The sequence below is a fragment of the Nostocoides japonicum T1-X7 genome (assembly GCF_001046855.1).
Lineage (GTDB): Bacteria > Actinomycetota > Actinomycetes > Actinomycetales > Dermatophilaceae > Nostocoides > Nostocoides japonicum.
The window spans coordinates 699,412-714,897 of sequence record NZ_HF570958.1 but is presented as its reverse complement, the minus strand read 5'-3'; the positions used below and the strand labels follow the sequence as shown (position 1 = coordinate 714,897).

The following is a 15,486-nucleotide window of genomic DNA, read 5'->3' as shown; positions in this document are numbered from 1 at the left end:
CCCGTCCGGACGGACCCTCCGCCCGTCCCAGGCGTCACACTAGCCCCAAAGGTGCCACTGTGCACAGGGCACGCAGTGCGTTATCCGAGCGTGATCTCAGCGCGGCGGCGGGGCCATCGGACCGCCCGCCATACCGCCCGGGCCGGCGCCGACACCGACGAGGTCCTCGTCCGCGTCGGCCGCCGCACCACTGAACTGGGCGGCATACAACCGGGCGAACGCCCCACCGGCGGCGAGGAGCTCGGCATGCGTGCCCTGCTCGACGATGCGCCCGTCCTCCATGACGAGGATGAGGTCCGCGTCGCGGATCGTCGAGAGCCGGTGCGCGATGACGAAGCTGGTCCGGTCCGTCCGCAGGTTCGCCATCGCCTGCTGGACGAGCAGCTCGGTGCGGGTGTCGACGGAGCTGGTCGCCTCGTCGAGGATGAGGAGGGCGGGGTCGGAGATGAAGGCCCGCGCGATGGTGAGCAGCTGCTTCTCCCCGGCGCTGATGTTGCTCGCCTCGGAGTCGAGGACCGTGTCGTAGCCGTCGGGCAGCGAGTGGACGAAGCGGTCGACGTACGTCGCGCGAGCGGCCTCGATGACCTCCTCGTCCGTGGCACCGGGTCGGCCGTATGCGATGTTGTCGCGGATCGTGCCCGCGAACAGCCAGGTGTCCTGCAGGACCATCCCGACCTCCGCGCGCAGGTCGTGCCGGGTCAGCGCGGTGATGTCGACGCCGTCGAGCGTGATCCGTCCACCGTCCAGCTCGTAGAACCGCATGATGAGGTTGACGAGCGTCGTCTTGCCGGCCCCGGTCGGCCCGACGATGGCGACGGTGTGGCCGGGCTCGACGCACAGGTCGAGGTGCTCGATGAGCGGCTTGTCCGGCGTGTACGAGAAGCTGACGTCCTCGAAGGCGACGCGGCCGTGCGCGTCCTCGATCGTCACGGCGTCGGCGGCGTCGGGCACCTGCTCGGCGGCGTCGAGCACCTCGAAGACCCGCTCCGCGGAGGCGACTCCGGACTGCATGAGGTTGGCCATCGAGGCGACCTGCGTCAGCGGCTGGGTGAACTGGCGCGAGTACTGGATGAACGCCTGGACGTCGCCGAGGGACATTGAGCCGTTCGCGACCCGGAGGCCGCCGACGACGGCGATGATGACGTAGTTGAGGTTCCCGACGAACATCATCGCCGGCATGATGATGCCGCTGACGAACTGGGCGCCGAAGCTCGCGGCATACAGCTCCTCGTTCTTCGTCGTGAACTGCTCGGTCACCTCGTGCTGCCGGCCGAAGACCTTGACGAGGCCGTGCCCGGTGAACGCCTCCTCGACGATGCCGTTGACCTCGCCGGTGCTCTTCCACTGCTGGACGAAGTGCTTCTGCGACCGCTTGCCGATGGCGCGGGTGAGCAGGATCGACACGGGGATCGTGACGAGCGCGATGACGGCGAGCACCGGCGAGACGACGAACATCATCGTCAGCATCGCGAGGAGCGTGAGGAGCGAGGTGAGCAGCTGGGAGAGGGTCTGCTGCAGGCTCTGGGCGACGTTGTCGATGTCGTTGGTGACCCGCGAGAGGAGCTCGCCGCGGGGCTGGTTGTCGAAGTAGGGCAGCGGAAGCCGGTTGAGCTTGTCCTCGACGTCGCGGCGGAGGACGAAGACGGTCCGGTTCACCGCGCCGGTCAACAGGTAGCCCTGGAGCCAGGCGAGGACCGAGGACATGACATAGAGGCCGAGGACGAACAGGAGGACGTGCGCGACGGCCGTGAAGTCGATGCCGTGCCCGGGGATGACGTGGTCCATCGCCGCGAGCATGTCGGCGAGGCGGCCCTGCCCCTGGGCGCGCAGTCCCTCGACCGCCTGCTCCTGCGTCACGCCCGCGGGGATCTGCTTGCTGAAGACCCCGGCGAAGATGAGGTTCGTCGCGTGACCGAGGATCTTCGGCCCGACCGCGCTGAGGACGACGGAGCACAGCGCGAGGAGGAGGACGGCATACAGGGTGAGGCGTTCCGGCCGCATCCGGCCGAGCAGCCGCCGCGCCGACGGCCCGAAGCTCTGCGACTTCTCGCCGGGCGCGCCGAGCGAGAGATGTGGCGGCCCTCCACGACGGACCTGCCCCGGCCCTCGCCGGGCGGCGGCCGCCTTCTCCTCCTCCGAGCGGGTCTCGCTCATGCTGCCTCCTCCGTGGCCTGCTGGCTCGTGACGATCTCTCGGTAGGTCTCGCACGTCCCGAGGAGCTCCTCGTGGGTGCCGGCGCCGACGACCCGGCCGTCGTCGAGGACGACGATCTGGTCCGCGTCGACGATCGTCGAGACACGTTGTGCGACAACGATGACGACGGCGTCCCTCGTCACCGGCCGCAAGGCCCTCCGCAGCCGCGCGTCCGTCGCCGTGTCGAGCGCCGAGAAGGAGTCGTCGAAGAGGTAGACGTCCGGCGTCGCGACCAGCGCCCGCGCGATCGCGACGCGCTGGCGCTGCCCGCCCGACAGGTTCGTCCCGCCCTGGGCGACCGCCGCGTCGAGGCCGTCCGGCATGGCGCGGACGAAGTCGGCCGCCTGGGCGACCTCGAGGGCCTGCCACAGCTGGTCGTCGGTCGCCTCCGGGTTCCCGTAGCGCAGGTTCGTCGCGATCGTCCCGGTGAAGAGGTACGGCTTCTGCGGGACGAGTCCGATGTGGTCCCACAGGTCGTCGAGCGCGACGTCGCGGATGTCGACGCCGTCGATCCGCACGGCGCCGGACGTGACGTCGAACAGCCGCGGCACGAGGTTGACGAGCGTCGTCTTACCGGCTCCCGTGGACCCGATGATCGCCGTCGTCGTGCCAGGCTTGGCCGTGAACGAGATCCCTTGGAGGACAGGGGCACCCGCGCCCGGGTAGTGGAACGACACGTCGTCGAGCTCGACCTCGACGCCGCCTCTGCGCAGGGGTGCCGGGTCGACGGGGGGCACGACGGTCGACCGGGTGTCGAGGACCTCGCTGATCCGCCCGGCCGAGACTGCCGCCCGGGGGATCATCATCGACATGAAGGTCGCCATCATGACGGACATGAGGACCTGCATGAGGTAGGACATGAATGCCGTGAGCGCGCCGATCTCCATCTGGCCCGCCTCGACACGCTTCGCGCCGAACCACAGGACGGCGACGGTCGAGGCGTTGAAGACGACCATGACGATGGGGAACGCCAGGGCCATGAGCCGGCCGACGGCGAGCGCGGAGTTCGTGTAGGTCGTGTTGGCCTCCGCGAAGCGGGCCCGCTCCTCGTCCTCGCGGACGAAGGCCCGCACGACGCGGATGCCGGTGATCTGCTCGCGGAGGATGCGGTTGACGTTGTCCACGGACTTCTGCATGACGCGGAAGTTCGGGATCATCCGGCTGATGACGAGACCGACGGCGATCCCGAGAACCGGGACGGCGACGACCATGAGCCACGACAGCCCGACATCCTCGCGCAGCGCCATGATGACCCCGCCGACCATCATGATCGGCGCGGTCACCATGATCGCCATCCCCATGTAGCTGACGAGCTGGACCTGCTGGACGTCGTTGGTGCTCCGCGAGATGAGGGTCGGCGCGCCGTAGCGCGACACCTCCTGGGCGCTGAAGTCGAGGACGCGCGTGAAGACGCCGCGACGCAGGTCGCGCGCCATTCCCGCGGCCGACCGGGAAGCGAGGTAGGTCGCCGAGATCGTCGCGGCGATCTGGACGATCGAGATGACCAGCATGATCGCGCCGGTGTGGAGGATGAACGTCGTGTCGCCCTTCGCGACCCCCTGGTCGATGATCTGGCCGTTGAGCGAGGGCAGGTACAGCGATGCGATCGTCGCCGCGAGCTGGAGGACCAGGAGCAGGACGATGGCCGTGGAGTACGGCCGGAGTCCGGTGCGGACGAGACGGACGAGCATCAGCGGAGGTCCTTCCGGTCGGGACGTGGGGTCCGTGGCGGGCGTGCGGATCCCGGGCGGAGATGGCCCATGGCGACCTCGTCGCATACCGCATGGCCGCATCCGCCGTCGAGGGCGCCGTGGAGGAGGACGTCGACGATCTCCGCCGGCGTGAGCAGGTTGCCGTCGGCGATCTGCTGATGGCTTCCGGCGAAGGTGAGGAGGCGCACATGGTGGAGGAAGCGCCGGACCGGCATCCGCAGCCGCTCCGCGTCGTCCCCCACGAGCGCGACGAGCGCCGCCTCGATCTCGGCCTGGATACCGTCGATGGCCGGCTGCTTGTGCGGGTGGGGCGGGGCGACGAAGCCGACCGAGCGCAGCAGCCCGAAGATGCCGAGGAGCCGGTCCTGGACGATGGTGACGACGGCGAGCAGGCGGGTCTCGAACGGGTCGTCACGGGGGACGGCACGGATGGCATCGAGGAGCGGCCGCGGGTTCATCCCCGCCCGGATCGCCTCGTCGACGAGCTCGTCCTTGCTGTCGAAGACGCGGAAGATCGTCCCCTCGGCCACCCCGGCGGATCGGGCGATCTGCCGGGTCGTCACGGCCCGGCCGTGCTCCCGCAGCAGCGGGATCGTCGCCGCGACGAGAGCGGCTCGGCGCTCGTCGGCCGACATGGCGGGTGCTCGGGGTGTCACTCGGTCGACTATAAATGAGTGAGCACTCACTCACAACCGCTTTTGCTGCTGTCCTCGCCAGCTCTCCCCGCGACCGAGGTAACCCGATCCCGCCCGAGCGTCACCTCATACCTCGACCCAGCGGGCACCCCCCGAGTCGAGGTGACCCCACACCACCGGAAGGTCACCAGATACCTCGACCCACCGGGCACTCTCCCAGTCGAGGTAACCCCACACCACCGGGACGTCACCAGATACCTCCACCCACCGGGCACCCCCCGAGTCGAGGTAACCCCACACCACCGGGACGTCACCAGATACCTCGACCGCGCCGGCCGCCCTCCCGATCGATGTATCCCGACCATCGTGCAGGCGTCACACATGTCTCGACCGCGTCCGCCACCTCCACCCACGAGCCCACGTAGAACTCCGAGCCACCCGACACCACCGGAACGTCACCAGATACCTCGACCCACCGGACACCGCCCGAGTCGAGGTAACCCCACACCACCGGAACGTCACCAGATACCTCCACCCCAGCGGGCACCCCCCGAGTCGAGGTAACCCCACACCGGCCGAGCGTCACCAGATACCTCCACCCACCGGGCACTCTCCCAGTCGAGGTAACCCCACACCACCGGAAGGTCACCAGATACCTCGACCGCGCCGGCCGCCCTCCCGATCGAGGTATCCCGACCATCACGCAGGCGTCACACATGTCTCGACCGCGTCCGCCACCTCCACCCACGAGCCCACGTAGAACTCCGAGCCACCCGACACCACCGGAACGTCACCAGATACCTCGACCCACCGGACACCGCCCGAGTCGAGGTAACCCCACACCACCGGAACGCCACCAGGTACCTCCACCCAAGCGGGCACCCCCCGAGTCGAGGTAATCCGACACGTCCACCAGAGCGTCAGCCGATACCCTCGACCCGCCGGGCACTCTCCCAGTCGAGGTAGCCCCACACCACCGGAACGTCACTAGATACCTCGACTGCGCCGGCCGCCCTCCCGATCGAGGTAATCCGACACGTCCACCAGAGCGTCAGCCGATACCTCGACCCCCTCCAGTCGCCGTCACGCCGGGGGTTGGCGACCGCGTCAGAGGACGAGGAGTCCGTCCTTGGCGGCATCGCGGAGGACGGGCAGGACCTCGGCGCGGACGGAGTCGGCATCGGCGTCGAGGAGGGCGGCGATGGCGACGAGCGCCTGGTCCGCGGTCAGCTCACCGTCGGCGACGGAGACGTATGCCGCGGCCGCCGTCGAGAGGCGGACGGTCCGTCGCAGGCCACCGCCTTGGACGAGCTCGATGACCGCGGGGTCGGTGGCTCCCGGCCGGCTCCATCGAGCCTCCGTCACATCGTCCGCGACCCTCCACCGACGGGACAGCAGATCGCTGTCGGAGGACTCGGCGAGGAGGGTTCGCGCCGCGAGGCCGGCCTCGACGCCCGGTCCCATGGGATGGGCCACCGGTCCGGGCGCCTCCATGAGGTCGACGAACGGCGACCGACCCGAGGTGGGCCGTTGGAGGGTGATGACCCCGAACCCGACCGCCTCGACGTCCCGGGACGCGAAGTCGTCGAGCCACGCGGCATACATCGTGGCGAACTCGGACGTCCCGTTGTGGTGACCGCCGTCGCGAGCCCACACCTCGGCATACTGCGCGGGATCCTGCACCTCGCGCTGGACGACCCACGCGTCGAGCCCGGTCCCGCGCACCCACTCGCCGACCCGGTCGCGCCAGTCGGCCCCCGCCGGGACCTCCCAGTTCCCGAGGAGCTGGGCGACCCCGCCCGGGCGCAGGAGCGAGCCGACCCCGCGGACGAGCTCCGCGACGACGTCGTCGCCCGCCCGACCGCCGTCCCGGTACTCGAAGACCGGCACGTCGGCGCCGCGGGGCGTGATGACGAAGGGCGGGTTGCTCACGACGAGGTCGAACCGCTCGCCCTCGACGGGCGTGAGGAGGTCCCCTTCGAGGACGCGCCAGGTCTGGCCGTTGAGGGCGGCGTTGAACCGGGCGTAGGCGAGGGCCCGCCGGGAGGTGTCGGTGACCGTCACCTCCCGCGCGTGGCCGGAGAGGTGGAGTGCCTGCACTCCGCACCCGGTGCCGAGGTCGACGGCGGTGGCGACCGGCCGTCGCACGGTCCAGTCGGCGAGCGTCGCCGAGGCCGCGCCGACGCCGAGGACGTGGTCGGGGCGCAGCGGCCTCCGCGTCGCGAGCTCGCCGAGATCGGACGCGACCCACCAGCCGTGGGTGTCGTCGCCATGGGGGCGCAGGTCGCATTCGGCGACGACGGCGTCGCCCTCGTCGCGGACGAGGCCGAGGCTCCTCGCGCCGTCGACTCCGAGCGTGGGCAGCGCGGCGGCGGCGTCGGCAGCGTCGACGGGGTCCCCGAGGGCGAGGAGGCGGACGAGGGTCGCGAGAGGCGAGTCGTCCGTGGCCGTGACGCGCTGGGCCGGGATCGTCTGCTCGCGTGCCAGCGCCGCCGCCGCGAGGGGGCCGAGGAGGTCGTTGACGTCGTCGACTGTGTATGCCGCGGCCTCGAGATCGGACCGCAGCGCTGCGAGGAGCCGCTCGTCCACGCGAGGTGGCCGGGCCGGGTCGCTGCGCATGATCGAACCCTATGCGCTGCCTCGGTGCCTCACCGCAGCAGTGCCGCGGCGCTCCGGCGCACCCTCGGTGTGCGACGGACCCCGGGTATGCGGAAGGGCGCACCGGAGGCGTTCCGGTGCGCCCTTCGCATACGGGCCGGTCGTTGCCGGTCAGCTGACCGCCGGCGTCTCGATCCGCTGGGCGGCGCCCTGGTCGTCGTCCCCGCCGATGGCGATGTCGCGGTTCTTCGTGATGGCGACCGCGGCGACGACGATGACGAAGGCGACGGCGGCGATGCCGTAGCGGATCGCCGAGTTCGCGTTGTCGCCGAGCGTCAGCGTGACGATGGCCGGGGCGATGAGGACCGAGACGAGGTTCATCACCTTGATGAGCGGGTTGATGGCCGGGCCGGCGGTGTCCTTGAAGGGGTCGCCGACGGTGTCGCCGATGACGGTCGCGGCGTGGGCGTCGCTGCCCTTGCCGCCGTGGTGGCCGTCCTCGACGATCTTCTTCGCGTTGTCCCACGAGCCGCCGGAGTTGGCGAGGAACACGGCCATGAGCGCGCCCGCGCCGATCGCGCCGCCGAGGAACCCGGCGAGCGGGCCGATGCCGAGACCGAACCCGACGGCGACGGGCATGAGGGCGGCGAGCAGGCCGGGTGTCGCGAGCTCGCGGAGCGAGTCCTTCGTGCAGATGTCGACGACCTTGCCGTACTCCGGCTTCTCGGTGCCGTCCATGATCCCCGGGTGCTCGCGGAACTGGCGGCGCACCTCGAAGACGATGGCGCCGGCGGCCCGGGTCACCGCGTTGATCGCGAGGCCGGAGAAGAGGAAGACGACCGCCGCGCCGAGGATGACGCCGACGAGCGTGTTCGGCGAGACGATCTCCGTCGTGAACCGGAGGACGACGCTGTTGTCCGGCTGCTCGGTGAGGTTGAGCTTCTGCGCCGCCGTCTGCCACGCGTCGGAGTAGGACCCGAAGAGAGCGGTCGCCGCGAGGACGGCCGTCGCGATGGCGATGCCCTTGGTGATGGCCTTCGTCGTGTTGCCGACCGCGTCGAGCTCGGTGAGGATCTGGGCCCCCTCGCCGTCGACGTCGCCGGACATCTCGGCGATGCCCTGGGCGTTGTCCGAGACCGGGCCGAAGGTGTCCATGGCGACGATGACGCCGACCGTCGTCAGCAGGCCGCACCCCGCGAGGGCGACGAGGAAGAGGGCGAGGGCCGTCGAGCCGCCGCCGAGGAGGAAGGCGAGGTAGACCGCGCCGCCGATGATGGCGGCGGTGTAGACGGCCGACTCGAGGCCGACGCCGATGCCCGAGAGGACGACGGTCGCGGGGCCGGTGAGCGAGGTCCGGGCGACGTCGCGCGTCGGGCGCTTGTCGGTGCCGGTGAAGTGGCCGGTGAGCCACAGGATGATGCCGGCGAGGACGATGCCGATGATGACGGCGAGGATGGCCGTGATCCGCGGGTTCCCCGTCAGCGCCGACACGCTGTCGTCGGAGGAGCCGAGCTCCTTGAACGTGGAGGGCAGGTAGGTGAAGGCCGCGACCGCCGAGAGGACCGCCGAGATGACGGCCGCGATGTAGAAGCCGCGGTTGATCGCGTTGAGCGGGTTCTCGCCGCTGCGCGCCTTGGTGATGTAGACGCCGAGGAGGGCGGTGATGGCACCGATGGCGGGGATGATGAGCGGGAAGACGAGGCCGTAGTCGCCGAACGCGACGGAGCCGAGGATGAGCGCGGCGACGAGCGTCACGGCATACGACTCGAAGAGGTCCGCGGCCATGCCCGCGCAGTCGCCGACGTTGTCGCCGACGTTGTCCGCGATCGTCGCGGCGTTGCGCGGGTCGTCCTCCGGGATGCCGGCCTCGACCTTGCCGACGAGGTCGGCGCCGACGTCGGCCGCCTTGGTGAAGATGCCGCCGCCGACCCGCATGAACATGGCGAGCAGGGCCGCGCCGAACCCGAAGCCCTCGAGGACCTTCGGAGCGTCGCCCTTGTAGGCGAGGACGACGATCGAGGCGCCGAGGAGGCCGAGGCCGACCGTCACCATGCCGACGACGCCGCCGGTGCGGAAGGCGACCTTCATGCCCTCGTCACGCCCGTTCGGCTTGCGGGCCGCGGAGGCGACCCGGACGTTGGCCTTCACGGCGAGGCTCATCCCGAGGTACCCGATGGTGGCCGAGAAGACCGCGCCGAGGACGAAGAACCCCGAGCGGCCCCAGCGCACCGCTCCGGTGTCGGCCGGCAGGGCGAGCAGGAGGAGGAAGACGATGACGACGAAGATGCCGAGGGTCTTGAACTGCCGGCCGAGGTAGGCGGAGGCGCCCTCCTCGACGGCCGCGCCGATCTCCTGCATCTTCTCGGTGCCGGGGTCGTGCGACAGGACCTGCCGACGGAAGACGAAGCCCATGACAAGGGCGATGACGGCGATGACCGCGACGGCGATCACCAACGTCCGGTTGGTCCCCGACAGCGTGAGGTCCGCTGTCGCGACGGGGGCAAGCGCAAGGCTTGTCATGAGCCATCCTCCTCGATGGGGGTATTGCCAATAGTTCGTTGTGTCAATTGGATGGGGGTTGGTCAGGTCCCGGGGGCACGAGCGCACCGAAACAACGGGACGTCCGGGGGCAGGCTACCTTCCGGGCCGGTCGTCCCCAACGTCGGGGGCGTTCTCGGCATGTGAGACAAGTCACGTCAGCCTCACTCCGGGGGGTGCGGATGCGGTATGCGACGCCGTCCGGATGGTGGCCCGGCCCTCGGCGCCGCTCAGCGATCGGCGCCGCGCCCCCTTCCTCGCCGCATCTCGCCGGGCATGGCTCAGGCCTCGGTGGCGACCGTGACCGCCTCGTCGACCGAGTCGAGGATGGTGAAGACCTTGTCGAGGCCGGTGATCCGGAAGACCTTGAGGATGCGCTCCTTGGTGCACACGATGGCGAGGGTCCCGGACTGGTTGCGGACGAGCTTGAGCCGGCCGACGAGGACGCCGAGGCCGGTGGAGTCGAGGAAGTCGACAGCGTCGAGGTCGACGACGAGCCGGACCCGGCCCGCCGTGATCTGCTGGTCGAGGGCGTCGCGCAGGAGGGGCGCCGTGTAGACGTCGATCTCGCCGCCGACCGTGACGACGGTCCCGCCCTTGCGTTCGGTCGTCGAGATCGCCAGGTCCACTGCCGGTCTCCTTCCCGTCGTCGTTCGGTGGCTGTCCGCGGTCGCGATTACCGTATCCGCAATGGTCACCCCCGCGTCCTCGGGTTCGACGGGTTCGCCCGCCGGGTTCGACCCTGCGGTGGTCCTCGCACGCCTCGGCGGTGTCGCGCCCGGGCGTCTCGTGCATGTCGAGGAGCTCCCGGCGCGGAGCGCGTCGACCTCGCCGTGGCCGTCGTGGGTCGCACCGCCCGTGCTCGCCGCCGTCAGCATGGCCGGGGTCGAGCAGCTGTGGAGCCACCAGCGGGAGGCCGCAGACCTCGCCCACGAGGGCCGGCATGTCGTCATGTCCACCGGTACGGCGTCGGGCAAGAGCCTGGGCTACCTCCTGCCCGCCCTCACCGCCGCCGTCGACGGATCCACCTCGGCGACCGGCCGAGGAGCCACCGTCCTCTATCTCGCCCCGACGAAGGCACTCGGCGCCGACCAGCTCGACCACATCACCCGGCTGGCCATCCCGGGAGTGCGCGCCGCCGCATACGACGGAGACACTCCTGCGGACGAGCGGCGGTGGATCCGCGATCACGCGAACGTCGTCCTCACCAACCCCGACCTCGTCCACCACTCCCTCCTGCCGGGCCATGAGCGGTGGGCGTCCTTCCTCCGGGCGCTCCGGTACGTCGTCGTCGACGAGTGCCATGTCTACCGCGGGGTGTTCGGATCGCATGTCGCCGCCGTGCTGCGCCGACTGCGACGTGTCGCCGCCCGCTACCGGGCCGCGCCCACGTTCGTCCTCGCCTCGGCGACCGTCGGCGAGCCCGCACGCCATGCCGAGGCTCTCGTCGGTATGCCGTTCACGCCCGTCTCCCGCGACGGATCCCCCCGCGAGGCGATGACCGTCGGGCTCTGGGAGCCGGGGGCCCTCGGTCCCTCCGCGGCCGGCGGCCTGTCCTCGCCCCTCGGTTCCCCCACGGCCGACGGACCGGCGCGTCGCTCGGCGACCACCGAGTCGGCCGACCTGCTCGCCGGGCTCGTGGCAGCGGGCGTCCAGACGGTGGCCTTCGCCCCGTCCCGGGCCGGCGTCGAGGCGCTGGCGTCCGCCGCGAGACGGCACCTGGCGGACGTCGACCCCGCGGCCGACGATCGCGTCGCCGCATACCGAGGGGGGTATCTCCCGGAGGAGCGCCGCGAGCTCGAGCGGTCGCTGCGCACCGGCGCGATCGTCGGCCTCGCCGCGACCAACGCGCTCGAGCTCGGCATCGACGTCAGCGGCCTCGATGCAGTCCTCGTCGCCGGCTGGCCGGGGCGCCGCGCCTCGCTGTGGCAGCGGTTCGGGCGTGCCGGACGGTCCGCGGGTCGCTCGCTCGCCATCCTCGTCGGCGCCGACGACCCGCTCGACTCCTATCTCCTGCGCCACCCCGAGGCGATCTTCGCCGTGCCTGCGGAGACGACCGTCCTCGACCCCGACAACGAGCGCGTCCTCGCGCCTCATCTCGCGGCGGCCGCGGCGGAGCTGCCGCTCGCGGCGGGCGACCTCGACCTGTTCGGGCCCAGCGCACGGCACATCGTGGATCGGCTCGTCGCGGCGGGCATCCTGCGCCGTCGGCCGACCGGATGGTACTGGGCGCGCGACGACCGGCCGACCGACCACGTCTCGCTCCGCGGGGCCGACGAGGTCGTCAGCATCGTCGAGCACCGCACCGGCCGGGTCCTCGGGACGATCGATGCCGCCTCCGCCCACAGTCAGGTGCACACCGGCGCGGTCCATGTCCACCAGGGGACGACGTGGGTCGTCACCGAGCTCGATCTGGAGTCGGCGACCGCCACGGTCGTCGCGGGCGACCCGGGATGGACCACCCATGCACAGTCGGTCAGCTCGTTCGCCATCGAGGAGGTCGAGCGGTCCGAGCGCCGCGGACCGGCACCCCGCCATCGGACCCCCGCAGCGGCCCTCGAGCCCGGTGCTCGCCCTCACCGACCCGGCGGCCCGGCGGGCTCCTCCACCGGCGACAGCAGGGTCGAACGTTCCGGTGCCCGATCGCTCGATGGTCGTCCGGACCGCTCGGCAGCCCAGGGGAGGGCGTGCGACATCGAGCTGTCCTTCGGCCGGGTCCGGGTGACGAACGAGGTGACCGGGTTCGTCCGCCGGCTGCCCGGCGGCGAGACGATCGGCCGGCATCCCCTCGACCTGCCGCCTCGAGTGCTGCAGACGCGGGCGGTGTGGTGGACGATGACCCCGGCGGCGTTGGCGGCGGCCGGGATCGACGCGGCCGACATCCCCGGAGCCGCACACGCCGCGGAACACGCGGCCATCGGCATGCTGCCGCTCGTCGCGACCTCGGACCGCTGGGACGTGGGCGGGGTGTCGACCGCCCTCCATCCGGACACCGGGCTGCCGACGATCATGGTGTACGACGGCTATCCGGGCGGCGCGGGCTTCGCCGCCCGCGCCTACGAAGCCTTCGTCCCGTGGTTGCGCGCCACGCGCGACACGGTCGCGTCCTGCCCGTGTGCTGACGGGTGCCCGGCCTGTGTCCACTCGCCCAAGTGCGGCAACGGCAACCGCCCTCTCGACAAGGCGGGTGCGGTCCGGCTGCTGGATCTCGTCCTCGCGACCTGGACGGCACCCACACCCGTGACCCCGGTGCCGCCCACGGGGTGCACTCCTCTCTCAACCGTGGTCGCCTCCGATCGACCGCGACGGAACGAGCCCGTCCTGGCGCCGGAAATGTCCCGGCACGCCGCGTCAGGAGGCGCATCGTCGCAGGTCAGGAGCTAGGGTCGAAGAAGTACGGACCGACACCCGGTCCCGTCCTGGAAAGGCCGACTGATGATCGTTCTCGGACTGATTCTCGTCCTTGTCGCCGTGGGCGCGGGCGCCGCCATCTTCGTCGGGACTGTCGACATGCACAACCAGATCCAGATCGAGGTTCTCGGCGTCACGATCGGTCTGACGCCGCTTGCCCTGGCGGTCGCCGGCGCGGCCGTCCTCCTCGTCCTCTGGCTCGGCTTCTCCGTCCTGCGGCTCGGTGCCCGGCGGAACGCCCGGAAGCGCCGGACAGCCAAGGAGCAGGAACGGGTCGCCCAGGAGGAGCAGGCGCGCAAGGAGCAGGAGTGGGCCGCCGAGCGGCAGCGCATCGAGCAGGAGCGCGCAGCCGCGGAGCGCGCCAATCAAGCCCAGGTGCAGCAGCAGCGTGAGGCCGCGGAGGCGGCGCGCCAGCGCGCGGAGATCGCCGAGAGCCGGGTTCCCGACGGCGGGGCGTCCGGTCAGTCCTGAGCCGACGGCTCGACGATCGAGCGAACCACCCCCCGCCGGTCAGGTGTCCGGCGCAGGCCCGGCGCGGGCCTCTCGGACCACGGACGCCGGGAACCCCGCTCCGGACAGTCCCGTCGGCACTGAGCACCGCACGGTCACCGACTCGTCCGTCGCCGCGGAACAGCTGACGAGGACACCTCCGTTGCGCTCAGCGAGTCGACCAGCCGCAGCGCATGCTCGGTCGGCGGAGCCGAGGTCTCGAAGGGCGACGGCCCCGGCGAGCGCCGCCAGGTCGGCGGCCGTGGCGGCCCGGTGGGTGGCCGTCGCAGCGACTGCCACCAAGGTCGCCGCCGAGCCGACGACCACGAGCACGGCGAGGACACCGACGACGAGAACGGTCGCCGAACCCCGCTCGACCCGGACCCGGGTCTCGGCCCGATGACCGGTGCGCGGGCGGGAACACGACGCGGCGGGGCCTACGGCTCGGCCGGGGAGCCGTCGGTCGCCTCCGGCCATGGAGGTTGTGCGGACTCGGGGAGACGGGCTCCTCGAGGATCGGCTCGTCGCCGGCAGTCGGCCGCCGCCGTCCGCGGCAGCTGCGCGGCCTCCCGCCGACCGATGGCCGGCGGGTCCGGCGGGTCCGGCGCTCCACGATCGCCGTCGAGGCTGCATACCCCTCATGCGTCGTCGCCGCCGGACTCACGTGCCGCCACGGCCTCCGAACGCGCCGGGGGAACCCCGAGCCACGAGACCGCCCACGACGCGGCGCTCACCCGGACGACGACGTCCGCGCCGGACACGTCGATGCCGACGGCGGCCCCGGACGGCAGACCACGCAGGGCGGTGCCCCGGGCGGTGTCGAGCGCGTCGCCGCGTGCCACCATCCGCGCAGCCGTCCTCGCGGCGTCGACGCACCGCACCTGGGTCATGCCGTAGTTCACGGCGGCCAGCACCAGCGCGAGCACGACGGTGACGACGGGGAAAGCGACCGCCAGCTCGGCGCTCACCATGCCCTTCTCCGGCCGGGGCAGCCGAGGCGAGGCCGATGCGCGCGAGCACCGACGCCCGCCAGGCCGCGGGAGGCACGCGTCAGCGCCCTCCCCGTCTCTGTCGCTCGCTCGGCGAGAACGGAGTGCCGCCTCGGGCGCGACCGCCACGCCCGTCATCTCCCCGTCGCCGCGCACGAGCTCAGCCGCCGAGCCCGAGCGCCCCGGTGATGACGCTCGCCAGAGCCGACCGGACGGCGCCCGACTTGACGACCGCCATGAGGACCACGGCGAAGCTCACCGCGGCGATCGTGCCCACGGCGTACTCCGCCGTCGTCATCCCTGCCTCCGGGCGCTGCCGCAGCCGCCCGGCGCTCCGCCGGAGCCAGTAGCCGACCGTCGCCATCGTGTGAGTCATGAGTTCTCCTCTCGTTGTGGCATCGGGGGTGCCGTATGCCGTTCGTCTTTCGTCCAGGCTCGCCGGTCGCCCCCGGCGCCGGGAGAGGGCCGGCGGCCCTGTGGACACGACGCGGCGGAGTCACGGGTTGTGGACGAACGAGCGGATGACCGTGGATGAGCGGCCCACCACCGAGGGTGGACCGGCGGCCGGGGCTGGGCGGGCGACCTGGATGAGCGGCCCACCGCGGATGAACCGGTGACCATGGGTCAGGTCGAGCCGGCGTCGCCACGCGACACCCGACCACCGAGCCCTCGGTCACCCTGATCCGGCGAAGCCGTGAAGGAGCTGGAGGACGACGGGAACGACCGTCGTCGCGACGAATCCGGGCAGGAAGCAGATGCCGAGGGGAAGGACGAGGAGCACCCCGGCGCGGGCCAGGGCGGTCTCGACCCGCCGACTCTCCCCGTCGCGCAGCACGTCGGCCGCACGATCCACGAGAGCCGCCGGGGAGACGCCGGCGGTCAGGGCGGCCCGCCACGCCAAGGCGGCCGGCGCCCAGACCG

At 71.6% G+C, this 15,486-nt stretch carries 11 protein-coding genes and 1 pseudogene; 2 read left to right on the top strand and 10 right to left on the bottom strand.

The annotated features are described in order from the left end of the window. Positions 1-96 precede the first annotated feature (96 nt). The 6 genes from BN12_RS03210 to BN12_RS03185 all read right to left on the bottom strand — a co-directional run bounded on the left by BN12_RS03210 (position 97) and on the right by BN12_RS03185 (position 10,305). Positions 97-2,154 (bottom strand): ABC transporter ATP-binding protein, encoded by a 2,058-nt coding sequence (locus tag BN12_RS03210; RefSeq protein ID WP_048550022.1) that lies wholly within the window; start codon positions 2,152-2,154, stop codon positions 97-99. After that, entirely contained in the window at positions 2,151-3,884 is a 1,734-nt protein-coding gene (locus tag BN12_RS03205) for an ABC transporter ATP-binding protein (RefSeq protein ID WP_048550018.1), read from the bottom strand. Before BN12_RS03205 ends, BN12_RS03210 begins: the two co-directional genes overlap by 4 nt. Continuing rightward, on the bottom strand, positions 3,884-4,561 hold the full coding sequence (locus tag BN12_RS03200; RefSeq protein WP_157635321.1) for a TetR/AcrR family transcriptional regulator: 678 nt from the start codon (positions 4,559-4,561) through the stop codon (positions 3,884-3,886). The genes BN12_RS03205 and BN12_RS03200 overlap by 1 nt, the downstream gene beginning before the upstream one ends. A 1,086-nt stretch (positions 4,562-5,647) precedes the next feature. After that, positions 5,648-7,159 carry a DUF7059 domain-containing protein gene (locus BN12_RS03195; RefSeq protein WP_048550016.1) on the bottom strand — a complete coding sequence of 504 codons (1,512 nt, stop codon included), beginning with the start codon at positions 7,157-7,159 and terminating at the stop codon, positions 5,648-5,650. A 150-nt stretch (positions 7,160-7,309) separates the two neighbouring features. Then, a complete protein-coding gene (locus BN12_RS03190) occupies positions 7,310-9,658 on the bottom strand; it encodes a sodium-translocating pyrophosphatase (RefSeq protein WP_048550014.1) in 2,349 nt (782 codons plus the stop codon). 299 nt (positions 9,659-9,957) lie between these two features. Next, positions 9,958-10,305 carry an anti-sigma factor antagonist gene (locus BN12_RS03185; protein ID WP_048550012.1) on the bottom strand — a complete coding sequence of 116 codons (348 nt, stop codon included), beginning with the start codon at positions 10,303-10,305 and terminating at the stop codon, positions 9,958-9,960. 61 nt (positions 10,306-10,366) lie between these two features. Between BN12_RS03185 and BN12_RS03180 the strand changes: the two genes are divergently transcribed. Both BN12_RS03180 and BN12_RS03175 read left to right on the top strand, forming a co-directional pair. Next, entirely contained in the window at positions 10,367-13,060 is a 2,694-nt protein-coding gene (locus BN12_RS03180; RefSeq protein WP_083454374.1) for a DEAD/DEAH box helicase, read from the top strand. A gap of 51 nt (positions 13,061-13,111) precedes the next feature. Next, a complete protein-coding gene (locus BN12_RS03175; protein ID WP_048550009.1) occupies positions 13,112-13,558 on the top strand; it encodes a hypothetical protein in 447 nt (148 codons plus the stop codon). A 39-nt stretch (positions 13,559-13,597) separates the two neighbouring features. On the opposite strand, the gene BN12_RS26655 is transcribed toward BN12_RS03175, so the two are convergent. From BN12_RS26655 to BN12_RS24955, 4 genes and pseudogenes are all read right to left on the bottom strand, one after another. Beyond that, positions 13,598-14,053 (bottom strand): Rv3654c family TadE-like protein, encoded by a 456-nt coding sequence (locus tag BN12_RS26655; protein WP_083454373.1) that lies wholly within the window; start codon positions 14,051-14,053, stop codon positions 13,598-13,600. A gap of 161 nt (positions 14,054-14,214) precedes the next feature. After that, the gene (locus BN12_RS03165; RefSeq protein WP_200901131.1) at positions 14,215-14,544 is read right to left on the bottom strand and encodes a TadE family type IV pilus minor pilin; all 330 of its coding nucleotides are present in this window, start codon (positions 14,542-14,544) and stop codon (positions 14,215-14,217) included. A gap of 181 nt (positions 14,545-14,725) precedes the next feature. Then, entirely contained in the window at positions 14,726-14,941 is a 216-nt protein-coding gene (locus BN12_RS03160; RefSeq protein ID WP_053079935.1) for a DUF4244 domain-containing protein, read from the bottom strand. A 297-nt stretch (positions 14,942-15,238) separates the two neighbouring features. Then, positions 15,239-15,486 (bottom strand): annotated as a pseudogene (locus BN12_RS24955) (hypothetical protein); the annotation flags it as partial.